General features: G+C 67.5%; 21 protein-coding genes and 1 riboswitch. Of the genes, 11 read left to right on the top strand and 10 right to left on the bottom strand.

The window, feature by feature from the left end:
- Positions 1 to 21: 21 nt before the first annotated feature.
- The 9 genes from mraY to AB0L58_RS40210 form a co-directional block, all read right to left on the bottom strand.
- Positions 22 to 1,098, bottom strand: a complete 1,077-nt coding sequence (gene mraY, locus AB0L58_RS40250) for a phospho-N-acetylmuramoyl-pentapeptide-transferase (protein WP_364396063.1) — start codon at positions 1,096 to 1,098, stop codon at positions 22 to 24.
- Positions 1,099 to 1,174: 76 nt separating this feature from the next.
- On the bottom strand, positions 1,175 to 2,758 hold the full coding sequence (gene murF / locus AB0L58_RS40245; protein WP_364396060.1) for a UDP-N-acetylmuramoyl-tripeptide--D-alanyl-D-alanine ligase: 1,584 nt from the start codon (positions 2,756 to 2,758) through the stop codon (positions 1,175 to 1,177).
- Complete coding sequence (locus AB0L58_RS40240; protein ID WP_364396058.1) at positions 2,755 to 4,464, bottom strand: UDP-N-acetylmuramoyl-L-alanyl-D-glutamate--2,6-diaminopimelate ligase; 1,710 nt, start codon at positions 4,462 to 4,464, stop codon at positions 2,755 to 2,757. Before AB0L58_RS40240 ends, murF begins: the two co-directional genes overlap by 4 nt.
- A gap of 88 nt (positions 4,465 to 4,552) precedes the next feature.
- Positions 4,553 to 6,313: a penicillin-binding protein 2 gene (locus AB0L58_RS40235; RefSeq protein WP_364396097.1), complete on the bottom strand. Its 1,761-nt coding sequence runs from the start codon at positions 6,311 to 6,313 to the stop codon at positions 4,553 to 4,555.
- A gap of 167 nt (positions 6,314 to 6,480) precedes the next feature.
- A complete protein-coding gene (locus AB0L58_RS40230; protein WP_364396055.1) occupies positions 6,481 to 7,299 on the bottom strand; it encodes a hypothetical protein in 819 nt (272 codons plus the stop codon).
- A complete protein-coding gene (rsmH, locus tag AB0L58_RS40225; RefSeq protein ID WP_364396095.1) occupies positions 7,296 to 8,273 on the bottom strand; it encodes a 16S rRNA (cytosine(1402)-N(4))-methyltransferase RsmH in 978 nt (325 codons plus the stop codon). The genes AB0L58_RS40230 and rsmH overlap by 4 nt, the downstream gene beginning before the upstream one ends.
- 207 nt (positions 8,274 to 8,480) lie before the next feature.
- Positions 8,481 to 8,912: a division/cell wall cluster transcriptional repressor MraZ gene (gene mraZ / locus AB0L58_RS40220; RefSeq protein ID WP_036535307.1), complete on the bottom strand. Its 432-nt coding sequence runs from the start codon at positions 8,910 to 8,912 to the stop codon at positions 8,481 to 8,483.
- Between the two features lie 449 nt (positions 8,913 to 9,361).
- Entirely contained in the window at positions 9,362 to 9,784 is a 423-nt protein-coding gene (locus AB0L58_RS40215) for a DUF3040 domain-containing protein (RefSeq protein WP_364396053.1), read from the bottom strand.
- A 122-nt stretch (positions 9,785 to 9,906) separates the two neighbouring features.
- Positions 9,907 to 10,347 (bottom strand): SAV_6107 family HEPN domain-containing protein, encoded by a 441-nt coding sequence (locus AB0L58_RS40210; RefSeq protein ID WP_364396093.1) that lies wholly within the window; start codon positions 10,345 to 10,347, stop codon positions 9,907 to 9,909.
- A 150-nt stretch (positions 10,348 to 10,497) separates the two neighbouring features.
- Between AB0L58_RS40210 and AB0L58_RS40205 the strand changes: the two genes are divergently transcribed.
- The 5 genes from AB0L58_RS40205 to AB0L58_RS40185 all read left to right on the top strand — a co-directional run bounded on the left by AB0L58_RS40205 (position 10,498) and on the right by AB0L58_RS40185 (position 16,104).
- Positions 10,498 to 11,115 carry an N-acetyltransferase gene (locus AB0L58_RS40205; protein ID WP_364396051.1) on the top strand — a complete coding sequence of 206 codons (618 nt, stop codon included), beginning with the start codon at positions 10,498 to 10,500 and terminating at the stop codon, positions 11,113 to 11,115.
- A gap of 75 nt (positions 11,116 to 11,190) precedes the next feature.
- A complete protein-coding gene (locus tag AB0L58_RS40200; protein ID WP_364396049.1) occupies positions 11,191 to 12,759 on the top strand; it encodes an NAD(P)/FAD-dependent oxidoreductase in 1,569 nt (522 codons plus the stop codon).
- A 281-nt stretch (positions 12,760 to 13,040) separates the two neighbouring features.
- Complete coding sequence (locus AB0L58_RS40195) at positions 13,041 to 14,087, top strand: carotenoid biosynthesis protein (protein WP_364396046.1); 1,047 nt, start codon at positions 13,041 to 13,043, stop codon at positions 14,085 to 14,087.
- A 194-nt stretch (positions 14,088 to 14,281) separates the two neighbouring features.
- Entirely contained in the window at positions 14,282 to 14,947 is a 666-nt protein-coding gene (locus AB0L58_RS40190; protein ID WP_364396091.1) for a DUF3153 domain-containing protein, read from the top strand.
- Positions 14,948 to 15,042: 95 nt separating this feature from the next.
- Complete coding sequence (locus AB0L58_RS40185; protein WP_364396089.1) at positions 15,043 to 16,104, top strand: glycosyltransferase family 2 protein; 1,062 nt, start codon at positions 15,043 to 15,045, stop codon at positions 16,102 to 16,104.
- Positions 16,105 to 16,263: 159 nt separating this feature from the next.
- Here the strand turns inward: AB0L58_RS40185 and AB0L58_RS40180 are convergent, their stop codons facing one another.
- On the bottom strand, positions 16,264 to 16,971 hold the full coding sequence (locus tag AB0L58_RS40180; protein ID WP_364396044.1) for a hypothetical protein: 708 nt from the start codon (positions 16,969 to 16,971) through the stop codon (positions 16,264 to 16,266).
- Positions 16,972 to 17,303: 332 nt separating this feature from the next.
- Positions 17,304 to 17,397: riboswitch (SAM riboswitch) on the top strand.
- 10 nt (positions 17,398 to 17,407) lie between these two features.
- Between AB0L58_RS40180 and AB0L58_RS40175 the strand changes: the two genes are divergently transcribed.
- The 6 genes from AB0L58_RS40175 (at position 17,408) to AB0L58_RS40150 (ending at position 24,841) form a co-directional block, all read left to right on the top strand.
- On the top strand, positions 17,408 to 18,397 hold the full coding sequence (locus tag AB0L58_RS40175; RefSeq protein ID WP_364396042.1) for a transporter substrate-binding domain-containing protein: 990 nt from the start codon (positions 17,408 to 17,410) through the stop codon (positions 18,395 to 18,397).
- 4 nt (positions 18,398 to 18,401) lie between these two features.
- Complete coding sequence (locus tag AB0L58_RS40170; protein WP_364396040.1) at positions 18,402 to 19,538, top strand: LLM class flavin-dependent oxidoreductase; 1,137 nt, start codon at positions 18,402 to 18,404, stop codon at positions 19,536 to 19,538.
- Positions 19,535 to 21,154 carry an ABC transporter substrate-binding protein gene (locus AB0L58_RS40165; protein ID WP_364396038.1) on the top strand — a complete coding sequence of 540 codons (1,620 nt, stop codon included), beginning with the start codon at positions 19,535 to 19,537 and terminating at the stop codon, positions 21,152 to 21,154. The genes AB0L58_RS40170 and AB0L58_RS40165 overlap by 4 nt, the downstream gene beginning before the upstream one ends.
- A 2-nt stretch (positions 21,155 to 21,156) precedes the next feature.
- Entirely contained in the window at positions 21,157 to 22,164 is a 1,008-nt protein-coding gene (locus tag AB0L58_RS40160) for an ABC transporter permease (protein ID WP_364396036.1), read from the top strand.
- 95 nt (positions 22,165 to 22,259) lie between these two features.
- Positions 22,260 to 23,132, top strand: a complete 873-nt coding sequence (locus AB0L58_RS40155) for an ABC transporter permease (RefSeq protein WP_364396034.1) — start codon at positions 22,260 to 22,262, stop codon at positions 23,130 to 23,132.
- Entirely contained in the window at positions 23,129 to 24,841 is a 1,713-nt protein-coding gene (locus tag AB0L58_RS40150) for an ABC transporter ATP-binding protein (RefSeq protein WP_364396032.1), read from the top strand. Before AB0L58_RS40155 ends, AB0L58_RS40150 begins: the two co-directional genes overlap by 4 nt.
- Positions 24,842 to 24,859 lie beyond the last annotated feature (18 nt).

Genomic DNA, 24,859 nt, shown 5'->3' with positions numbered 1-24,859 from the left:
GAATGTTCGACCATCGCTACTTCACCCGACCGCTGAGAGATATTCGCTGTAGAACAGGCCGAGTCCGACCGCCGACGCCATGGCCGCCAACAGCCAGAACCGAATAATCACCGTAGTCTCGGCCCACTTGCTGAGTTCGAAGTGATGGTGGAACGGCGCCATCTTGAATAGCCGGTTGCGGGTTGTGCGGTACACCGCGACCTGCAGCACCACCGAGGCGGTTTCGGCGACGAACAGCGCGCCGATCACTACCATCAGCAGTTCGGTGCGGGTCGTGATGGACAGACCCGCGAGCATGCCGCCCAGGGCAAGTGAACCGGTATCGCCCATGAATATCTTGGCGGGCGCGGCATTCCACCACAGGAAGCCCACACACGCGGCGGCGGCCGAGGCACAGACCAGCGCCAGATCCAGCGGATCGCGCACGTTGTAGCAGCCCGCCTCCGGAATCGTCGCGCAGGCATTGCGGTACTGCCAGAACGTGATGATCACGTAGGCGCCGAGTACCAAGCTCATCGAACCCGCGGCCAGACCGTCCAGGCCGTCGGTCAGATTCACCGCATTCGACCAGGCCACGACCAGCAGACAGACCCAGCACAGGAAGATGATCACGCCCATCGACACCGTGGTGATATCGCGGACATAGGACAGATGCCTACTGGCCGGAGTCAACCCGTTGCCACCGCGGAACTGCAGGGCAAGCACACCGAAGATGACCGCCGCGCTGATCTGACCGACGTACTTGCCCGCCGCCGACAGCCCCAGATTGCGCTGCTTGCGCAGCTTGATGAAGTCGTCGAGGAAGCCGACCACACCGAGTGCGGTGGTCAGCCCGAGCACCAGAATGCCCGAGGCGGACGGCCCGTCGGCGTCGTAGCCGATGCCGATCAGATGTGAGCCGAGGTAGCCGGCCCACATGCCGACCAGGATGGCCACACCACCCATGGTCGGGGTGCCGCGCTTGGCCTGATGACTGGCCGGACCGTCGACCCGGATCTCCTGGCCGAAGCCCTGCCTGGCGAAGATCCGTATCAACAGCGGCGTCAGCAGGATGGAGACCGCCAACGCGATCCCCGCCGCGAACAGAATCTGCCTCACGACTGAGCCTCGCTGACGCTCGGCTCAGTCGTTCGGCAGAATGCCGCTGTGCCCATGGTTCGCTCGCTCCGCTCGCTCACGACTCCGCCTCGCTGACGCTCGGCTCCGTCGTTCGGCCGATGGCCGCTGTGCCTTTGGTTCGCTCGCTCACGCCTCGCGCCTCCGTGCTACCACTGGTTCCCGCACGTTCCGCGCAGGTCAGATGTTCTGCGACCGCCCACAGTCCGACCGCCTTGGACGCTTTGACCAGCACCACATCGCCCGGCTCGACCTCGTTGTCGAGCAGCGCGATGGCCGCGCCGATATCGGGCACGAGGATCGACTCCTCGCCCCACGAGCCTTCCATTACCGCGCCCTGGTGCATCGCGTGGGATGGCCTTCCGGTACCGACCACGATCAGCCGGGAAACATCGAGGCGCACCGCGAGGCGGCCGATTCGGTCGTGTTCGATGACGGATTCCTCGCCCAGCTCACCCATTTCGCCGAGTACGGCCCAGCTGCGGCGCGGGGTGTCGCCCGCACGTGACATGGTCACCAGCGCCTTGAGTGCGGCGCGCACCGAATCCGGATTGGCGTTGTAGGAGTCGTTGACAACGGTGATGCCGTCGGCCGTGGTCCGCACATCCATGCGGCGGGCCGATGCGGCCTGTGCGCCGCCGAGTGCCTGCGCGATGGTGTCGAGGTCCGCACCGCATTCGAGCGCGACGGCCGCGGCGGAGAGCGCATTGCCGACCTGGTGTTCGCCGTGCACGGCGAGCCGCACCGGGATGCTGCCCTTACTCGTGTGCAGGGTGAAGCCCGCGCGTGCCTCGGTATCGAGATGCACATCGGTGGCGCGGATTTCGGCACTGCTCGCCTGGCCGACCATCACCACGCGGGCCCGCGTGCGGGTAGCCATCGCGGCCACCTGTGGATCGTCGGCATTGAGTACCGCGAGCCCCGATGACGGCAGTGCCTCGACGAGTTCGCCCTTGGTCTGCGCGATCGCGTCGCGGCTGCCGAACTCACCGAGATGGGCGGTGCCGACGTTGAGCACGACACCGATCTTCGGCGGCGCGACCCGTGCGAGCGCGGCGATATGACCCGGACCGCGCGCGGACAGTTCCAACACCAGGAAGCGGGTGTCGGCATCGGCGCGCAGCGCGGTCCACGGATGGCCGAGTTCGTTGTTGAACGAACCGGGCGGTGCGACGACCGGACCGAGCGGTGTGAGCACGGCCGCGAGCAGATCCTTGGTCGAGGTCTTGCCCGAGGAACCGGTCACCCCGACCACGGTGAGTCCGCCTGCCGCGGATAGACGTTCGACGCTCACCTGGGCGAGCGTAGCGAGCGCGGCCAGTACCGCCGCCCCTGACCCATCCGAATCACCCGTCAGCGCAACGGATTTCGCAGGCACGGTGCCCGGACTGGGAGTCACCACGATCGCGGGCACGCCCACCGGGCGGGCCGCGAGCACCGCGACCGCACCGGCGCCGACGGCGGCCTTCGCATAGTCGTGGCCGTCGGCGTGCTCGCCGGGCAGGGCCAGGAAAAGATCTCCGGAACCGATTCGGCGCGAATCGAATTCGACCGAACCCGTTACCGTCACCTCCGGGTCGGGGGTGTCGTGCAGCGTGCCGCCGACGACCTCCGCGATCTCCCGCAGTGTCATCTCGATCATGAAACCGTCAAGTCCTCCGCGTCCGACCTCTGCGGACTCTGCTCAGTGTTGTCGTCCTGCGGGCCCCGCTCCCGTCGCTCCAGAGCCGCCGCGAGCACCTCGCGGTCGTCGAATGGATGCTTCACACCCTGGATCTCCTGCCCTGCCTCATGTCCCTTACCCGCCACCAGCACCACGTCGCCGGGACGGGCCCAGTCGACGGCGGCGGCGATAGCCGCGGCCCGGTCCCCGATTTCGCGCACCTCGCCGCGTTCGGGCGCGGGAACCGCCAACGCGCCTTGCCGCAGCGCGGCACGGATCGCAGCCGGATCCTCGCTGCGCGGATTGTCATCGGTGATGATCAGCAGATCGGCGCCGCGCGCACCGGCCGCACCCATGAGCGGTCGCTTTCCCGCGTCCCGGTCGCCGCCCGCACCGACGACCACGGCCAGCCGACCACTGGTACCGGCGGCAGTGCGGGATTCGCGGCGCCCTCCGTGGCCACGTTCCGCTACCTCCTCCGGGCCCGTCGCTCCCGCCGCCAGATGCCCGCGCAGCGTGGCGATCACCGACTCCACCGCCGCCGGCTTGTGCGCGTAGTCCACGATGGCCAGGAAATCCTGGCCGCGCTCGACCCGTTGCATTCGGCCCGGCACGTCGACGGTGGCCAGTGCGGGCGCGGCGACGGCGGGATCCACTCCGGCGGCGGTGCACACCGCGACCGCGAGCAGCCCGTTGGCGATGTTGTAGCGCCCCGGAAGCCGCAGGCGCACATCGACATTCGCCTGCGGTCCGGCGGCGGTGAATTCCTGCTCACCGCCGTGCGCGGCTACCTCGCCGGACAGCTGCCAGGTGCCGGAACCGGTGGTGGATACGGTGATGGGGTTCGCGAGATCGGCGGCGAGGCGCTGTCCCCATTCGTCATCGACGCAGATGACCGACGTGTGCGCGGCGACCGGCGACTCCGATTCGAAAAGCCTGCGCTTGGCGGCGAAGTAATCCTCGAAGTCGGCGTGGAAGTCCAGGTGGTCCTGGGAAAGATTGGTGAACGCGCCCACCGCGAAGCGCACGCCGTCCACCCGGCCCAGCGCCAGCGCATGGCTGGAAACCTCCATCACGACCGCGTCCACACCCTGCTCGACCATCAGCGCGAACATGGCGTGCAACTGTGGCGCCTCGGGCGTGGTCAATGCGCTCGGCACCCGGCGACCGCCGATCCTGGTTTCGATGGTGCCGATCAGCGCCGTGGACAGGCCGCTGGCGGTCAGCCCGGCCTCCACCAGATATGCGGTGGTCGTCTTGCCCGAGGTGCCGGTAATGCCGACGATGCGCAGTTGCTCGGACGGATTGCCGTAGAGCGCGCCGGAAAGCTCGCCGAGCACCGACCTGGGCTGCTCGCGCACCAGCACCGGCACACCGAGCTCACCCACCGATTCGGCACCGGCCGGATCGGTGAAGACCGCGACCGCACCTCGTGCTACGGCATCGCGCGCGAAACGGGCGCCGTGCGCCTGCGCGCCGGGCAGTGCGGCGAACAGATCACCTGGTTGCACCGCATGCGAGCGCTGCTCGATGCCGGTGACCTGGATCTGCGCGAGGTCGGCTCGCGACGAGCCGGCACCGGTCATGGCCAGCACGGTGGACAGCGACGTCGACCGCGGCTGGGTCGGCCGGAGCACGTGCTGGCTGGACTGCGCGGGCACAGGGCTCCTCTCGGGAATCGGCATGGACGGGACTGGGTGGATCAATAGGAAGGCGGGAACGTCGAGTCAGGTTACCGACGTCGGCTCACGGCTGGGCAACGCGGTTCCAATCTTATGAAGCCTGCAGAACGAATCGGCGCGACGGCTCGGGTGACGGTGGTATCCGGTCGCGCTGCAGCGCCCAGGAGGCGATGTTGTGGAACAGCGGCGCCACCGACCCGCCACCACTGCCATCGGAGCTGCGAATCGGCGCGTCGAGCATCAGACCGATGACGTAGCGCGGGTTGTCCGCGGGTGCCATACCGGCGAAGGTGATGTAGAACGACGAGGTCGAATAGCAGCGGCAACTCGGGTCGACCTTCTGCGCGGTGCCGGTCTTGCCCGCCACCTGATAGCCATCGATCGCCGCGGGCGAACCGGTGCCCGTCTGCACACCCATCGGATCGCGCTGCACGACCGCCTGGAACATGGTGCGCAGCGTGGCCGCGGTCTGTTCGCTCACCACCCGCACGCCTTCGGGCTGCGGCTCCTGGGTGCGGGTGCCGTCCGGTGCGGTCTCGGCCTTGACGATGCGCGGCGGAATCCGCACGCCGCCATTGGCTATGGCCTGGTACATCCCGGTCATCTGCAGGGTGGTCATCGAAAGGCCCTGCCCGATCGGCAGGTTCGCGAAGGTACCGCCGGACCACTGGTCGCGGGCGGGCACCTGGCCCGGACTCTCGCCGGGCAGTCCGACACCGGTGCGCTGGCCGAGGCCGAAGCGGTTGACCATATCCGCGAACCGGTCCTCACCGACCCGCTGCGCCAACATCAGCGTGCCGACATTGGAGGACTTACCGAAAATGCCCGTGGTGGTGTACGGCAGCATGCTGTGCTCCCAGGCGTCGTGCACGGTGACACCGGACATCCGGATCTCGCCGGGCACCTGCAGCACCTCATCGGGATTGGTCAAACCGTATTCGATGGCCGCGGCCGCGGTCACGATCTTGTTGACCGAACCGGGTTCGAACGGATCCTGCACGGACGGGTTCTGCATTTCGGCATTGCCCCAGTGCTGCGGTCCCAGCGCGGGGTTGAAGGTGTTGTCATTGGACATCGCCAGCACCTGGCCGGTTTTCGCATCGAGCACCACGGCCGAGGCCGCGTTCGCACCGGACATCTCCTTGGCCTGCTGCACCTGCTGCTGCACGTAATACTGCAGATCCGAATCGAGGGTCAGTTCGACCCCGTAGCCGTTCACCGCGGGCTGCTTGTCGCGCCAGCTGCCCGGAATGACCGCACCGTCGGAGCCGCGGTCGTAGGTGTGCGAACCGTCGGTACCCGCCAACAGGGAGTCCAGCGACGATTCGAGCCCCATCTGGCCGTGTCCGTCCCAGCCGGTGGTGCCGAGCACATTGGCCGCCAGCGAGCCGCCCGGATATTCGCGCACATCCTGGCGTTCGGCGCCGACCTCCGGAAATTGCACGGTGATATCGGAGGCGATGCGCGGATCGACATTGCGGACGAGGTAGACGAAGGGAGTATCGCTCTTCAGCTTGTCCAGCAGTGCCGATTCGGCGGGTGCATCCTTGCCGATCTTGTCGTGGATGGTCTTGGCGATGGCCTTCAGCCGCTCCTCGGGATCCGGGGCCTTGGCCGACTTCTCCTTCGCATCGGCGAGTTGCTTGCGCACGACCACCGGCTGGAAGGTCAGCGCCTGTGCGCTCAACGTGAACGCGAGGGATTTGCCGTAGCGGTCGGTAATCGGGCCGCGGGTCGCCGTATCGATCTTGCGGGTGGTGCGCTGGCTGGCCGCCTGCGCGGACAGGCTGGGCGCGGAAATGCTCTGTACCCACAGCAGCTGCAGCGCCACGACCGCCAGGGCGACCAGCATGATCACCCGGCCGACGCCGACACGCAGACGCAGCGGCCGATCCGGGGCAGCGGTCCGCGGTCTGGGCGCGCTTGCCGCCCTCGACGTTCCGGCGGCTCCGGCGGAGCCCGCCTTGGATGCCGACGGCCCGCGGCGCTGACGCGACGCGGGCCTGGTCTGCCGCACGCTCATCGGGCGCCCTCGTCCGGCGTGGGCGCTGGTTGGGTCGTCTCGGGCTGCGGCGCCTCCGGTTGCGGCGCTTGGGCTTGAACCGGCGCGGGCTGCAAAATTTCCGGCTGCGGCGTCTCCACCGGAACCTGCGCGATCGGATTCGGCGACGGCACCGGACTCGGCGGCGTCGAACTCGCCTGTCCCGCAACGGTATTCGCGGGCTGACCGGTATTCGGCTGACTGGACGGCGTCGGCGGCGTTGTCGTCACCGGAATCAGTCGTTCACCGCGAGCCTGGGCATTGACCGTCGGCGGGGCGGCCGGGGCGGCCGGCGAGGGATTCAGCGGCGGCACCGGTGCGCCCTGCGCGGGCGTCGGCTTGCCGATCACCGTCACCCCGCCATCCGCTCCGATCACCAACCGGGCCGGATCCTTCGCCGGGATCATCCCGAGTTCGCGGGCCCTCGCGGCGAGTTCGGGCGCGGAGTCGGCGGCCTCCACCTCGCGCTGCAGCGCCGCGCGTTCGTCGGCCAGCTTGCGGTTGGTCGCCCTGGCATCGCCGAGTTGATAGCTGTCCTCGGCCGAACGGGTGGTGAGCAGCAGCGTGAGCGCGAGACCACAGCCGAGCAGCGCGATGATGGCCGCCACGAACGGAATTCGCGCGGCCATCGCCGACGCGCGCTGCCTGGGCAGCTCGTGCTGATCCCCCGACTGCTCGGCACGCATCCGGCGCTTGGCGTAGGCCCGTTGTGCGGCACCCGATTTCACCCGCTCGGCGGCCTGAACCCGGCGGGCGATCCGGCCCGGCGCCTCGACGGTACGCGTGCGCACACTCATGCTGTCCCCTCCTGGATTCTCTCCGCCGCGCGCATCCGCACGGGTGCCGCCCTCGGGTTCTCTTCGATCTCTTGTTCGGTCGCCTTCTCGGCACCCCGGGTCAGCAACTTGAATTCCGGTCCCATACCGGGCAATTCGACCGGCAGGTCGACCGGTGTCCGCGATTTGGTGCGCGGTGCCAACTCCTGTTTGACCACCCGATCCTCGAGCGACTGATACGACATGATCACGATCCGGCCGCCGACCCGCAGCGAGTCGAGGGCAGCGGGCAGGGCCGCGCGCAGCGAGTCGAGTTCGCCGTTCACCTCCACCCGCAGCGCCTGGAAGGTCCGCTTGGCCGGATGACCGCCGGTCCGCCTGGTCGCGGCCGGGATTGTGGCATAAAGCAATTCGACCAATTCGGCACTCGTGCGAAACGGCCGCTGCTGCCGACGGCGCACCACCTCGGCCGCGATTTTGCCCGCGAAGCGTTCCTCCCCATAGGTTTTCAGCACGCGCGCCAGATCACCGTGGCTGTAGGTGTTGAGCACATCCGCGGCGGTGATGCCGGTGGTCGGATCCATCCGCATATCCAGCGGTGCGTCGACAGAGTAGGCGAAGCCGCGCTCCGCCTCGTCGAGTTGCATCGAGGACACACCGAGATCCATCAGGATCGCGCTCACCGAACCGGCGGTCGGCAGTCCGGCCTGTTTCAGTGCGGCCGCGATTCCGTCATATCGGATGTGTACCAAGGTGATTCGGTCGGCGAACGGCGCCAATCGGGCACCGGCCAAGGCCAACGCATGGGTATCGCGATCAAGTCCGACGAGATGGATATCCGGGTAGGTCCGCAAGAAATGTTCGGCGTGACCACCCAAACCCAATGTGGCGTCGACATATACCGCGCCGGGTTCGGCGAGTGCCGGACCGAGTAGCGCATCGGCTCGCTGGAGCAGAACCGGAACATGGCGAGGACCGTCCTGTTCACGGTTCACCTCGACCTCCCGGAATCCTGCCTCGCGTCGTCGCGCATCGAGCCGTGCCAGTGGGATCACTCGCTGCGGGGTCACCTTGTTGCACAGCTACTTTGAAAATACGAATGCCGCGGGGTCTCTGACCGGAGCCTCGGCACCTGGCGTCGGGGAAGTACGTCAGGGTCCGCGCGTCCGGGCAGAGGCCGCGTGGCACTCGTTCGCTCAGGGCTAGAAGATTCCGCCCAGCGACTCGTCTCTCGCTTGTGCGTAGTCCTCCTCGTGCTCGGCGAGGTAGGACTCCCACGCCTGCTTATCCCATATCTCGAGGAAGTCGACCGATCCGATCACCACGCAATCCCGCGAAAGGTTCGCGTAGCGACGATGATCGGCCGACAACACGATCCGGCCCTGGGCGTCCGGACGCTGTTCATCCGTACCGGCCGCGAGTGCCCGGACGAACGCGCGCGCCTGCGGATTGCTTCGAGATGCCGCCGCGGCTCGCCGTGCGAGCGCGGTGAACTCTTCCTTGGGATATACGGCAAGGCTATGGTCCTGACCCTTCGTGACCATCAACCCTCCCGCCAGATCGTCTCGAAACTTCGCAGGCAACGTCAGTCGCCCCTTGTCATCCAACCGAGGTGTGTAGGTACCGAGAAACAACCCGCTACCTCCCGGATCAACCCCGCCGTTCGGGGAGCACGATCACCTCGGATGTATGCCCTTCCTCTTGTGCGCGCTCCACATTACCCCACTTTCCCCCACTTTCAATCGAAACTCGGGGTGATCTGGCTCCCCGCGTCGTCGATTACGCAGGTCATCCCAGCTATCACGGTGGAGGAGAACTTTTTCCGTGTTCTGGCGACACGCGCCGCACGGCGAGATAAGCGCCCGACAACTATCAGCAAACGCCCTGGTTCCCACGGTTTCGGCCGGCGCCGGGGCGCTATCGGAGGTGGGGGGTGGGAGGTGGTGGGGGAAGGTCGTGGGGCGTTGTGGGGAACCGCACACGTCGAGCGTTCAGCAGGCTGGCGGTTCCCCCATGAGAACGCGCCGCCGCACCTGTTCGGTGCGGCGGCGCGTTCGATATGTCGTTGTCGGCTACGGGCGCGCTACTCCTGATCGAAGCGGCGCCGGAACCGATCCTCCATGCGCTCGGAGAAACCACCGGACTTGCGCTGTCGCCCACGTCCGCCCGATCCGCCACTCGCGCCACCGGATTGGGCATTGCCCGACCGGTCGCCTTTGGCGATGCCCTTGGACCCACCGAGGAGCAACAGCACGCCCGCGGCGAACATCACGATGAATCCGATCAGGCTGATGATCGGAAAGTCGCCGAGCTTCACCGGAGCGGCTATGCCGGCGACAAGTAGAAACAGGCCGAGGACGAACAGGGCAGCGGCCTGGAGTCTGCGACGACTCGAGGTCGAGCGAAGGCGTCCGCCGCGGACGGACGACGCGAACTTCGGATCCTCAGCATAGAGCGCGCTCTCGATCTGTTCGAGCATGCGCTGCTCGTGCTCGGAGAGTGGCACGGTACCTCCCCCGGCACTAGGACGTGGCTGTCGCCTCCGGGTAGGCGACGGATAGCCAAGGTCGGCTATCTGCCACCAATGATACGAGTTCGATCAGTGCCGTACCACCTACTCGCCGATAACTAAGCGGTCATGCCACCGGACCAGCCCGGCGCGGGGCGCAATCGAGCCCCGGCGTTCAGCAGATCTTCCACATCGTGAAGGAATGCGCCCACCCGCGAATAGAACTCATCGGCCTGCCGATCATCCACATCGCGATCCAGCCCCGCCTCCAGCGCCGCCCTGGTCTCCGAACGTGCGCTGAAGTAGTCAGCCCACATGATGAATTCGGGCGCGGCGCGCTGCATCAGCACCCAGGCATTGCGCGAGCGCGCCCGCGGTGCGGCGTCCGCCCCGGTAAACGCGAGCACAGCCCCGGCTCCGCGCAGCGCGGCGAGGTATGCGGTCCGAAAACGCTCGCGCGGGTCACATTCCCCCGCCGCCTGCATCAGCAAGCCGTCCGCCCGCTGCAGCAGCTTGCCCGCCTTGCCGGGTTGCCCCGGGTGTCCGATCCGACCAGACATCAGCCGTCCCTCCGAGTCGCTCACCTGGCCTATCCTGTGCGCGAGTACCGAGTTCCCAGCACCGCGCGGATCGAACAGGTATTCGAACGTTTGAATTGAGATTGAATATAGGGACACCCACCGACAACTTTCCGCGGACCGACGAGAGCCATGACAGCCGTCAAGCCCAAACACACCCCCGCCAACGCACCTGTCGTCATCGACCTCTCCGTCGCGGCGCTGCGCTCCCGGCTGCACGATGCGCTGGCGGTGTACGTCGCGGCGATGGAATATCCACACGGCACCGAACACCATCGCGCGCCGATGTGGACCGAACACACCACCCGCGTCGGCTGGCAGGGCGTCGCCGCCGTCATCCCGGATGATTCCGGGCAGATCGACCTGCGGACCGCGCCGATCGTGGCCATCGCCTACGGCTATCGTGGTGCCGCCCACCAGTGGTGGCAGCAGCAGGTGTACAGCGGGATGCGACGCTCGGGCTGGCCGGAACATTCCGCGAGCGAACTGCTTTCGGACTATTTCGAACTGACCGAGCTGCACGTTCATCCGTCGGCGCAGGGCCGCGGCATCGGCGCCCAACTGCTGACGCGGCTGTTGGCGAATCGCACCGAGAGTGCGGTGCTGCTGTCCACGCCGGAGGTGCGCGCCGAGGCCAACCGGGCTTGGAAGCTGTACCGGCGACTCGGCTTCACCGATGTGATCCGTGATTTCGTCTTCGCCGGGGATACCAGGCCGTTCGCGATCCTGGGGCGGCGGCTGCCGCTGTGAGCGAGCGCAGCGAGTGAACCATCAACACAGCCAGCCAACTGGTACGACGGAGCCGAGCGCCAGCGAGGTGCAGTCGTGACAGTTGTGGTGGTCGGGTCGGGCCACAATGCGCTCGTCGCCGCCTGCTATCTCGCGCGGGCCGGGGAGCGGGTCGAGGTACTCGAACGCGACGAGGTGCTGGGCGGCGCGGTGTCGACGGTCGAACGTTTTCCCGGCCATCTGGTCGATCGCGGATCGTCGGCGCACATCATGGTGCGCCATACCGGGATCATCGAGGAACTGGAGCTGGCGCGCTTCGGGCTGCGCTATATCGATTGCGATCCTTGGGGTTTCACGCCCGCTGGGCCGCACGGCGGTGCGCCGATCGTGTTCCATCGCGATCTCGATCGGACCTGTGCCGGAATCGCGGAGGTCTGCGGTGCGCAGGACGCCGCGGCGTATCAGCGCTTCGTGGCGAGCTGGGGGCCGCGGTCGGCTCGGGTGATGCGCGCATTCGGCGGTACACCGACGCCGGGGCGCTTGCTGCGTTCGTTCTGGGGGCTGGACGCGCGCGATGGCGGGAGCGCGCTGTCGCGGGAGTTCCTGCAGACCGGCGACGCGCTGCTGGACAGCTACTTCGACGACGAGCGGCTCAAGGCTTCACTGGCCTGGTTCGGCGCCCAGTCCGGACCGCCGATGTCGGAACCGGGGACCGCGCCGATGGTCGGATTCGCCGCACTGATGCATACGCTGCCGCCGGGACGAGCGGTGGGTGGCAGTGGGGCGCTGACGACGGCGCTGGTCGCGCGGCTGCGCGCCGATGGCGGTGTGGTGTCGGCGAGCGATGCGGTCACCGAACTGCGGCAGGGCGGTGCCGGCTGGCAGGTGCGCACGGCGTCGGGCCGAAATCTGCACGCGGACACCGTGATCGCGGGCACCCATGTGCTGACCACACTGGATCTGTTGCGAGACGGCGGATTCGACGGTGCGGTGCTCGACGAGTGGCAGCGGCGGATCCGGGTCGGACCCGGCATCGGCATGGTGGTGCGGCTCGCGACCTCCGAGCTGCCGCGATATCCCGGCGGCTCAACCGCCGAATCCGCCAATGGCCTGCAGTTTCTCGTCTCGGACCGGCGGCAACTGCGCCGGGCCCACGGTGCGGCGCTGGCCGGTGATCTGCCGCCGCGTCCGGTGGTGCTGGCCATGAGTTTCAGTGCGCTGGATCCGAGTATCGCCCCGGCCGGTCAGCATCAGCTCTCGCTCTGGGCGCAGTGGCATCCGTACGAGCTGGCCGACGGCAGTGCTTGGGCCGCGCACGCGGAGTCGGAGGCCGACCGGATCATCGCCGAAGTCGAGTCCTACGCGCCGGGTTTCGCGGCGAGTGTGCTGCGGCGGCATGTGCAGACGCCGGTCGAGCTCGAGCGCGAGCTCGGGTTGCGCGGCGGGAATGTGATGCATGTGGAGATGTCGCTGGATCAGATGATGCTGTGGCGACCGCTGCCGGAGCTATCCGGGCAGCGGGTGCCCGGCGCGCCCGGGTTGTACCTCACCGGGGCGTCGACGCATCCCGGTGGCGGGGTGTCCGGTGCGAGCGGGCGCAGCGCGGCGCAGTTGGTGCTGCGCGATCGACGCCGCAACCGGTTCCCGCTGCTACGCAGGCGATGACCGGGCCGCAGCCGCACGAGAGGCTCGCGCCACGGACGGAAATCCCTGGTCCAGCGAGTCGGGAGAGCGCCGCTCGGGCGGACCAGACCCACGGCACAAAGGAACCCGACACCCACCAGAAACCAACGAGTCAGGAACCAGCCGATCAGGCGGAGCAGATCTGCGATGCAATAGATCGCGACGCCGACCGTGCGGCGGGGGAACCGGGGTGTCGACTCGTCACGAGGCGGCATCAACGGTCGGCGGGCGCGCTGCGCTGGACACCGCGCTTCCTGGCGCCCGTGGTCGCGGCGGTGCTGCTCGTGCTGGTGCAGATCGGTTATCCGTTGGCCTCCGGCGTCGCCCGGGATCGGGTGACCATCGCGGTCGTGCTGCTGTCGGCGGGGACCGCACTGGTGCACGCGGTGACGACGCGTGGCTTTCGGTACGGCCTTGGGTTCGTCGTGATCGTCTCCGGACTCGGGTTGCTTGCCGAAATTATCGGTACCGCAACGGGTTTTCCGTTCGGTTGCTATGACTACGCCGACGGCAGGCTGGGGCCTGCGGTGGCAGGGGTGCCGTTGGTGGTCGCACTGGCCTGGACCGGAGGGCTGTATCCGGTGTGGGTGGTCGCCGGGTTGTTGGCTCGACGATGGGCGGGGCGTGTCGTGGCGACCGCGGTCGGAGCCGTGGGTTGGGATCTGTTCCTCGATCCGCAGATGGTCGCCGACGGACAGTGGACTTGGTGCGCCGCCGGTCGGGGGTTGCCCGGATCAGCCGAGATTCCATACACCAACTATCTGGGCTGGTTTGCGGTGGCGCTGGTGATGGCGTTGCTGCTGACCGTACTGGATCGTGCTGTGGGCACGAACGGTGCGAATACGTTTGCGGTGTCGAAGGCAGCGCACCGGCTGTCGACAGCGCAGACACAAGTGCCGACGGCAGAGCGCCCGTTGCCAACAGCGCAGGCACCCACAACAAGGCACCCGATCCCACCAGCACAGACCCAGGGACCGCAGGTAGAGCGCACGTTGCCAACAGCGCGGACACAGGTGCCGATAGCGGCGGCTCGCGGTGCGGCAGCCTCAGGTATGGATGCTGGAATCCCGGCGCTGGAGTCGGGGACGCCTGACTCGAACAGTCCTGAGCACAGGTCCCGACGCCCGATATCTCTGATCTCGGCGGACACCGTCGTGCCGGTGGCGGTATTCATGTGGACCTGGCTCGGGTCGACGCTCGCGCACGCGGTATTTCTCGATCTGCCGCATTCGGCCTGGTATGGGTGTGTCGGGCTGGGAGTGCTCGGCGTACCGCTGCTGGTGCGGGTGGCCGCGATCCGGCGAGGCTGAATCAGCGGATACCACCTGTCCGACACTTCGGTCGGCGCACGTTCCGCCCGTCGCGTGGCAATTCGGGGCGACCGCCTGGCACGATGTGTGCCGTGCAGCCGAGTCCTCTCACCGCGATACCCGACACACCGGTTCTACCGCCACGTTCGCCCCGGCCCGGAGTGCGGGTGGCCGCGGCAGTACTGCTGGCCGCGATGCTGGTGCCCATGCTCGCGGGCTGCCTGCGCGTGCAGGTGTCGATGGGTGTGTCGTCCAATGACCGGGTCTCCGGTCGGATCGTGGCCGCGGTGGTGCCCGCGGACGCCAATGACAAGGGCCCGCAGCTGAAGGCGCCCGATTCGCTGGCCGCGAAGGTGCGGGTCGAGCCATACAGCCAGGACGGCTATGTGGGCAGCAAGGTGTTCTTCGAGGATCTGTCCTTCGGTGAGGTCGGCCAACTCGGCGCACTCTCCGATCAGACCCAGGGCATGTTCAACCTGTCGTTCCAGCGCACCGGCGATCTGGTCAGCCTCAATGGCCGGGTCGATCTGAAATCCGTTCCGCCGCATGGTTCGGACGTGCAGTTCACGGTGGCCTTCCCGGCCCGGGTCGCCAAGACCAACGGCAATCGCGAAGACGACTCCACCGTCTCCTGGAAACTGCCGCCCGGCGATGTCTCCACGGTGCGCGCCGAGGTCAGCTATGCGGATCCGAATACCCGCTCCTTCGCGGGCTGGGCCGGGATCGTCGGCGGTATCACCCTCGCCGTCGCCGCGATTATCGCCGCCATCGCCTATATGGACCGCAATCCGGCACCGCCCGGGGCACCCGAAAGCACCTTCTCCCTGAGCAATCTGTGGCGTTCGCTGATCCGCCGCTGACGCGAACCCTGCGCGCGGGCGCGGCGATCGCCGCGTGGACGGGCGCGGGTATCGCGCTGGTCGGTTGCGGGACCGCATTATTCAATCGCACCACGGTGCGCGGGCTGGCGACTGGACCGAATACGGTGATCGAGCCGGTGGCGGTGTGCATCCCGGCGCGCGATGAGGCGCACCGCCTGCCCGATCTGATCGATGATCTCCGCGGCCAGGTGGGTGTGCCGCGACTGCGGGTACTGATCCTCGACGACGCGTCGTCGGACGGGACCGAAGCGGTCGCGCTCGAAGCGATTGCGGGTGATTCGCGATTCGCGGTATTCCGCTCCGAGGCCGAACCCGCACCCGGATGGACCGGGAAGGCCGCGGCGTGCGCGCGACTCGCCGAGTTGGCGGATGCCACGGTGCTGATCTTTCTCGACGCCGATGTGCGCCTGGCGCCGAATGCGATTGCCGCGGCGACCGCCGAATTACGCCGCGGCCGGGCCGCATTGTTGTCACCGTGGCCGTACCAGGTGGCCGAATCACCGGCCGAGGCGCTGGTGCAGCCGCTGCTGTGCTGGTCGTGGGCGGCGAGCCTGCCGATCGCGGCCGCCAATCGCAGCCTCCGCCCCTCGACAGCTGTTGCCTGCGGCCAGTTCCTGGTCTTCGATGCGGACGCCTACCACGTCATCGGCGGTCACGCCGCGGTGGCGGCGAGCCCCACCGAGGATCTGGATATCGCTCGCGCATTACGCCGTTCGGGTCGTCGGACCGCGCTCGTCGCGGCACGCCGCGCGGCGAGTACCCGAATGTACTTCGACGCGGCCGAATTGGAGGCCGGTTACACCCGCTGGCTGTGGTCTGCCTACGGCGGCACGACTATCGGCGGCGCGGCAGTCGGAGCTATAGCGGCACTGGCCTACTGGGTGCCCCCACTCGCCGCGATCGGTGGTCGAGGTTCCATGCGCACCGCCGGTCTCATCGGCTACTGTGCCGCGGTTGCCAGCCGCCTGCTCGCCCGCTCCCTGGAACACGGCACCGTAACCCGCGCCGATGCCCTTGCGGCCCTGGCCCATCCCATCTCCATCGCCACCTACCTCCGCCTCTGGACCCGCTCTCGCCGCGCCCACCACACCAATACCTTGACCTGGAAAGCCCGCCCCCTCACCTCCACCCACTGATCAAGATCAGGTGGAGCCGGCGACGGCATCGGGAAGACGCCGCCACCAGCTCCACCTGATCTTGAACCGAGCAGCGCGAGCCGCAACCCGGGTGCGGCACGGAATGCCCTCTGGCACCTGCCTCGGTTCCCGAGCGCATGCAGGGGAGCGCTCCGCCCCTCAGCGCACCGAGGTGAGGCCTACCGTTGGGAGGAAGAAACAGGATTTGCCGCCGTTGTCCATGGTTCCGAAGACTGCGGCCAGTACGGTGCCCGATCCGGTGTCGACCGGAACCGCGCGTACGCCGCCGACCGGGAATGCGGCGAAGAAATCTTGGATAGTCCGTTCGGCGAGCGGTCTTATCTCGGCCGGGATTTCGGCTGGCACCATCGTGCGGACCACATCGGAGATCGAACCCATGGCGGTGATGCCGTTGCGGCCATTGGCGAGATTGACCCAGGCGACGTTCATGCCCGTGGCATTCGTGCCGTCCGGTCCGAGGCCGTAGGGCACGAAGGTGAACATGACTTGGCCTGCTCTGACGGCGGTCGGGTCGAGTCCGGGAATGGCCACGGTGGTTTTCGGCCACGGACCGGGAACCGCGCCCGCAACCGCGGGGACCAGACCGAGGGCGCCGGAGTCGGAGCAGAACGGCGCGACCGCCGGATACAGGAACGGGTCGACGCCGTAGGTGCGCAGCGCCTCGACAACGGCGCGGTAGGTGGCGAACAGATCACCGGGCCCGGCCTGGGCGGACGGTGCGGTCGTAGCGGGTGCCGCAGGCGCGGGCATCGGAGCCGCGGCGGCGACGCCCGGGGTGGCGAAAGTCAGCGCGGCCGTACCGGTCGCGATGGCGGCTAGCGTGGTCAGACGGCGCAGCAGGGTCACGAGGGACCTCCTCATCGTCGGGCACGAATCGAGGTCCGAGATTACTCCGGCAAACCTTCGCAACAGCGCAAATATCGGCGGGCGACACGTACGCGCCGCGCGTCCCGGCGGACCGCCGCAGCCCCGCACCGGCGGGCAATCCGGACGAAAGGCCCGCGAAGAACTAGATCCGAAATGCCACGAACCACCGCGCAACCGGGCCAATAGTGCCTGCTCATAGGCATGTGGACAAGGCCTGCGCTCACGCTGATTCGTACCCTTGTGCCGGACTTCGCCTGCTTCGCATGATATTTCGGCTAGACCCATTGACCGACCCGTGCTCGGCGTCGGACACACCATCCAGAGCGACCGAGAGACCTGGCTCGTCGACGTCGCAGCAACCCCCCGGCCACCGGGTGCGGGTGCTTCCGCCGGGAACGATGGAGGAACCGAAATCATGAGCGCGTCCGTCGCATCCGATACTCCGGTATCGGATGTCCCGATACCGGGTGCCCACACACCCGACGCCACGGCATCGGGTGCACCCACCGCGGCCGTATGCACGGGAAACTCCGCGCAGCCCGCCGGTTCGATCACCTTCGACCTCTCCCCCGGCCAGTCCGGCCGGATCCACGCGCCCGAGGTCGATGCCATTGCCGCCGAACTGCCGCAGGCCATTCGGGACCGCGGCACGCTGGTGGTCACCGGAGCGGGCGGTGCCGCACCGCCATTGCGGTTCTACGCCACCGACGATAAGACCATCGTCGGATCCGAGGTCGATTTCGCCTCGCTCATCGCCGATATCCTAAGGCTGAAACTCGTTGCACAGGTGGCCGATTGGTCGCAGAACTTCGTGCGGGTCGACTCCGGCGAGGCCGATGTGTTCATCTCCAACGTCACGGTGACCGAGGAGCGCGAGCAGAAGTACGACTTCGCCACCTATCGCAATGACACCGTCGCATTGGAGATCCCCAAGCAGAGCACGCCCGAGCACCAGGATCGTACGAGCCTGGCGGGCAAGCGGATCGGTGTCGGCAGCGGCACCAACCAGGAGCAGCTGCTGGTGAAGTGGAACGAGCAGAATATCGCCGACGGCTTGCCCGCGATCGATATCGCCTACTTCCAGCAGGTCACCGACTACTACCTGGCGCTGGCCTCGCAGCGCCTGGACGGCTACATCGGCCCGAATCCGTCGGCGATTTACCACAGCACCACCGCGAATCAGACCAAGATCGCCGCGACGTTCTCCGGCGCCGGTGCGACATTGCAGGGCGAGATCGGAGTGCTCACCAAGAAGGACAACGGGCTGATCGGCCCCATCAACAAGGCCATCAACAACACCATCCAGACCGGCACCTACCAGCAGGTCATCGATCGCTGGGGGTTGCGGACCGAAACCGTGCCGAGTTCGCGGATCAATCCGCCCGGCCTACCGAAGAAGTCGTGATCGCATGAAGTTCCTGCTGTTCACCCTCGTCACCCGCGTGCCGGATCCGAATACCGGTCGGCTACCCGATACCAGGGAGCGACTGCTCGATGTCATCGGTCAGGCCCGCATCGCCGAACAACTCGGCTACGACGGATTCGCCGTCGGTGAGCGGCACGAGGATCCGTTCCTCTCGGCTGCACCACCGGTGCTGCTGTCCCATATCGCCGCGGTCACCTCGCGGATCAGTCTGTTCACCGCAGTCACCACACTGAGTCTGCTGGATCCGGTGCGCGCGTTCGAGGACTATTCGACGCTGGACAATCTCTGCGGCGGCCGTCTCGAACTGATCATCGGCAAGGGCAACGGTGCGGCACAGGCGAAGCTGTACCACGTCACCGCCGAGGACCAGTGGGATCGCAATCGCGAAGGCTACGAACTGTTCCGGGCGCTGTGGGACAGCGACACCGTGACCTGGTCGGGCCGATTCCGGCCGGAGCTGGTCGAGGCCAAGGCACTGCCGCGGCCATGGCAGCCGCGCATCCGCATCTGGCACGGCAGCGCGACCAGCCGCGATTCGGTGGAACTCGCCGCGCGCCACGGTGATCCGCTGTTCTCGGCGAATGTCACCAATCCGATCGAACCCTATGCCGAACTGGTGCGCCACTATCGGGAGCGCTGGGCGCACTACGGACACGATCCGGCCGATGCCCTGGTCGGCGCGGGCACCGCGGGATTCCATGTGGCACGCACATCGCAGGAGGCCCTGCACGGATACCGGCCGATCTTCGAGGCCCGACTGGCATTGGCGCGCAAACTCGGTCTGCCGGTCGTCTTCGAAACGCTCGATGATTTCGTCGCGCGCGGTTCGGCGCTGATCGGCAGCCCGGAGCAGGTGATCGACAAGGTGGGGCGTCAGCACGAGGCCTTCGGGCACGAGGTGATCCACCTGTCCGCCGAACGCGACGGCCGCACGGAATCGCATTATCGCGGCAGCCTCGAACTCTTCCAAGCCGAGGTCGCGCCCGAACTGCGGCAACGCATTCCGAGCCGACCACTGGCCACCGCACCGAACGACCACACCACCGCACGTCCCACCGACTACGACATCGATTCCCGCGGCGAACTCGTCCGCACCGAAACATCTGGAGTACCACTGTGATCCGTCCCCGCCACCGAATCGCGGCCGTGGCCGCCGCCGTCACCGCGGCCGCGAGTCTCGCCGCCTGCGGTAGTGATTCGGCCACCGGCGGCGCCGACGCGGGTCCGCCGCAGCCGGGCGGCACGCTGCGCTATGGCCTTTCGCAGGCGCCGACGTGCTCGGATCCGGCGCAGTCGGGCACCAATCAGACGCTGTATGTGACCCGCCAGATCGTGGATTCGCTGACCGATCAGGATCCGAAGACCGGTGAGATCAAGCCGTGGCTGGCCAAGAGCTGGGAGATCTCCCCCGACGCGAAGGTGTTCACCTTCCATCTCGCCGACGGTGTCACCTTCAGCGACGGCACCCCGCTCACCGCGGATTCGGTGCGCAACACCTTCGATTCGGTCATCGAACTGGGCGCGGTCAAGACACCGCTCGGCTCCAGTTACCTCACCAACTACGTCGGCACCACCGCGGTCGACAAGCTCACCGCGCGGGTGGAATTCAGCAAGCCCAATGCTCAGTTCCTGCAGGCGTCCTCGACCGCGGCGCTCGGCATTCAGGGCGATGCCACCACGGTCGAGCCCGCCGATCAGCGCTGCCTGGGCGACAATATCGGCAGCGGTCCGTTCACCTACGCGTCCTGGCGCCAGGACGCCTCGGCGACCCTGGCCAAACGCGCAGGATACAACTGGGGTTCGGCGGTCTTCGCCCATCAGGGCGAGGCGTACCTGGACAAAATCGAGTTCACGGTCGTGCCCGAATCCGGCGTCCGCACCGGCAGTCTCATCTCCGGTCAGCTCGACGCCGTCAGCGATGCGCTACCGCAGGACGCACCGCAGATCGAGGCCGCGAGCGGGCGGGTGCTGAGCACCGCGAATCCCGGTGTGCCGTTCGGTTTCCAGACCAACCTCACCCGCGGGCCGCTGCGCGATGCCGCGGTGCGTCAGGCGCTGCTGCCCGCGATCGATCGGAAACAGCTGGTGGACACCGTACTCGGCCCACAGTTCAAACCCGCGACCAGTATCTTGGCCAGCACTACGCCGGGCTACCAGGATCTTTCGGCCCGGCTGAGCTATGACCCGGCCAAGGCGCGCAACATCCTGGACCAGGCGGGGTGGACGCCGGGCGGCGACGGTATCCGCGCGAAAAATAATGAGCGCCTGTCCTTCTCGGTGCTGTTCAGTCAGGCGTTCGCGGGTAATCAGGCCATCCTGGAGCTGGTGCAGCAGCAACTGCGCCAAGTGGGTGTCGAGCTGAAGCTGGATCTGGTGTCCGGCCCGGAGAGCACGGCTCGCCAGAACGTCAAGGACTTCGATACCACCTACTACAACACCACCCGCGCCGACGGTGACATTCTGCGCACCTCGTTCGGCGTCGACGGTCGCAATCTCAATGCCCGTGAACGCATCCCGGCGCTGGACGATGTCCTCGACGGTCAGCTCAGCGCCTCGGATACCGCGGCCCGCACCGCATTGATCCGCACCGCGCAACAGGCCGTACTCGATGCGGGACTGTGGATTCCGACGGTCGAACTGTCGCAGGCCATCGGTGTGGCACAGCGCGCGCACGATCTGAAGTTCGAGGCCTCCGCCCGACTGCAGTTCTTCGACACCTGGGCGAGTGGGCGGTAGTCATGGCCCGGTATGTGGTTGTGCGGGTCCTGCAGGCGATATGGGTGCTGTGGGCGGCCTTCACCATTTCGTTCGTGGTGCTCTACCTACTGCCCGCCGACCCGGTTTCCATCGCGGCCGACGGCGCGGGCGCGGGCACCCCGATCGACAAGGCCGCGATCGCCGAGTTGCAGGCGCGCTATGGACTGGATCGTCCGCTGTGGGAGCAGTATTGGACCGCACTGACCCACGCGCTGACCGGCGATCTCGGCCATTCCATCGCGACCGGTCAGCGGGTCACCAGCGCACTCGGTGACGCACTGCCCAACACACTCGAATTGACCGGTCTGACACTGCTTTTCGCGGTGCTCGGCGGAGTGGGTCTGGCCTTCGCGGCCACCTATGTCCGCCGCCCGTGGTTGCGCGACGTCCTCGGCTCGCTGCCCTCGCTCGGGGTTTCGGTGCCGACTTTCTGGACCGGACTGCTCCTGCTGCAACTGTTCTCGTTCCACTGGCGGCTCGCTCCGGCCTTCGGCGGACACGGACTCGAGGGCACGGTGCTGCCCGCGCTCACCCTCGCCATTCCGATCGGCGCGGTGCTCGCCCAGGTGCTCGCGACCGGGCTGGCCTCGACCTGGCGGCAGCCGTTCGTGGATGTGGCACTGGCCAAGGGTGGCTCGCGTGGGTGGGTGCTGCGCAGACATGTGCTGCGTCCGGCCAGTGTGCCGACCTTCACCATCGCCGGGGTGCTGGTCGGCAATATGCTCGCCGGATCCGTGGTGGTGGAAACCGTTTTCGCCCGTCAGGGCGTGGGTCGCCTCACCCAGACCTCCGTACTGGCCCAGGATATTCCGGTGGTGCAGGGCATCGTGCTGCTCACCTCGACCGTCTTCGTCACCGTCAATCTGGCGGTGGATCTGCTGTATCCGCTGCTCGATCCGCGCATCGCCGGTCGATCTCGCGGCGCGGCAACCGATTCGGAGACCACGGACACTTCCGATGCCACAGAGGAGGCGGTCGTCCATGCCTGATCCCCACTCCGGCGCCGCACACGATAACGCCGTGCTGGCACCCGACACCCGCAATCCGCACGCCGTGGCCGACCTCGAGCGGCAGGTGACCGATCATGGTTGATGTCGTCGAAGAGTCGCGGCCGGTCGCGCTCCCCGGACTGCGCCGACCGGCACTGCGGTGGAAGTCGGTGCGCGGCAATGTCGTAGTGATACTGTCCCTTGCCGTCGCGCTGCTGGCGCTCGGCTGGGCGCTGTTCCCGTCGGTTTTCGCCAGCGGCGATCCGCTGACCGGTGTGCCCGCGCAGAAGTTCCAGGCACCGAGTGCGCGGCACTGGTTCGGCACCGACAATCTCGGGCGCGATCTGTACACCCGGATGGTGCACGGCGCGGGACTCTCACTCACCGCGACGCTGTCCGCGGTCGCCATCGCGCTGATCGCCGGATCGATACTCGGGCTGTTGTCGGGATCGATCGGCGGCTTCGTCGACACCGTCATCATGCGGTTCGTCGATGTGCTGCTGTCGATTCCATCCCTGCTGCTATCCCTCGCGCTGGTCACCGCGCTCGGCTTCGGCACCCGCAACGTGGCGGTAGCGGTCGGTGTTTCGCTGATCGCCAACTTCGCGCGGGTGATGCGCTCGGAGGTGCTCCGGGTGCGGCAGGCGCCTTTCGTGGAGGCGGCGCATGCCGCTGGGGTCCGCTGGTACACAGTGCTGGCCCGGCATGTCCTACCGAACTCCTATCAGCCGGTCCTCGCCCTGGCCGCGGTCGAATTCGGGATGGCGGTGCTATCGGTCTCCGCACTGAGCTTCCTCGGCTACGGCGCGAAACCCCCCACCCCCGAATGGGGCTCACTGATATCGGAAGGACGCAACTTCCTGGCCACGGCATGGTGGATGACCACCCTGCCCGGCCTGGTGATCATCGTCGTCGTCCTCTCGGCCCAACGCCTCGGCCGCGCCGTAGGAAGGAGTCACAGCGCATGAGTGAACGCAGCACGTCCGTCGATCCGACGGACGCGCGCACGGACGCAACGCCGCAGATCGGCGGCGTCACCGACGGACCGCATGACAATGACGACGCGGCGGCATTGCTGCGCATCGACGGCCTGCGGGTGCGCTACGCCTCCGACAGTGGCGGCCTCGCCGCACTGCGAGGCGTATCCCTCACCGTCGCACGCGGCGAGGTCGTCGCACTGGTCGGCGAATCCGGTTCCGGCAAGTCGACGCTCGCGCAATCGGTGATCGGACTACTCGGCCCCACTGCCGAGATCACCGGCGGGACCGTCACCTTCGATGAGCAGACAGTGGATACCGGATCCGAGCGGGCGCTGCGACGGATTCGCGGCGCCAGGATCGGATTCGTCCCGCAGGATCCGGGGCTCTCGCTGAATCCGGTGCGACGCGTGGGTGATCAGGTCGCCGAGGCGTTACTCGTGCACGGACTCGCCGATCGCCGCGATGCGTCCGCGCGGGCCATCGAATTGCTCGCCGATGCCGGGCTGGACCTGCCGGAGTTGCGGGCGGCGCAATATCCGCACGAACTGTCCGGTGGCCAGCGGCAGCGGGTACTGATCGCGGCGGCGCTCATCGCCGGACCGGAATTGGTGATCGCCGACGAGCCGACCAGTGCACTGGATGCGACGGTGGCACGACGGGTGCTCGACAAACTCGCCGCGCAAACAACGGCCCGCGGCACGGCGGTGCTGCTGATCACCCATGATCTGGCGATCGCGGCCGAGCGGGCCGATCGGATCGTGGTGCTGAGCGGCGGGGAGATCGTCGAAACCGGGCCGACCGCAACGGTGCTCGCCGAACCACGGCATCCGTACACGAAGCGACTGCTCGCCGCCTCGCCGAGTCTGGCCCCGTTCGACGGATTCCGCGCGCCGCGGGTGAGTGCCGGTCCGCCGCTGCTCACGGTGCGGGATGTGCACAAGCGCTTCCGCGCACCGGCCGGTGGTTCGGTCACCGCGGTGGCGGGCGTCGGATTCGAACTCGGTCGCGGCGAAACCCTGTCGCTGGTCGGCGAATCCGGCTCCGGCAAGTCGACAACGGCGCGCATCGCATTGCGCCTCACCGAACCCGACAGCGGTGCCGTCACCTTCGACGGGCAGGACCTGACCACCGTGACGGGTGGACGGCTGCGCGCGCTGCGCCAGCGCTTCCAGGTGGTCTACCAGAATCCCTACGGCTCATTGGATCCGCGCTGGCGGGTCGGCTCGATCATCGAGGAACCGCTGCGGGCCTATGCCGTGGGCGATCGCAAGGCCAGGCAGGAGCGGGTACGTGAACTGCTCGGCCAGGTCGCGCTGCCGGAGAACTTCGCACAGCGCCGCCCCGCGGAACTGTCCGGCGGACAGCGCCAACGCGTCGCCATTGCCCGCGCCCTGGCCCTGCATCCCGACCTGCTCGTACTCGACGAACCGGTCTCGGCTCTCGATGCCTCCGTCCAGGCCCAGATCCTGGAACTGCTGGACCGCCTGCAAACCGAACTCGGACTGAGCTACCTGTTCATCTCGCACGATCTCGCCGTGGTACGCCGCATCAGCGACCGCGTCGCGGTCATGCGCGACGGCCGCATTGTCGAATCCGGCTCCACCGCCGATATTTTCGACAACCCACAGCACGAGTACACCCGCGAACTGCTGTCGGCCATTCCCACCCCGCACCTCACGGCACCGGGGGCGGCCTGATGACCGGCACCCAACCGC

This window comes from Nocardia sp. NPDC052112, assembly GCF_040680135.1.
Lineage (GTDB): Bacteria > Actinomycetota > Actinomycetes > Mycobacteriales > Mycobacteriaceae > Nocardia.
Note: the sequence above shows the minus strand (reverse complement) of the source record. Positions and strands in the feature narration are given on the sequence as shown.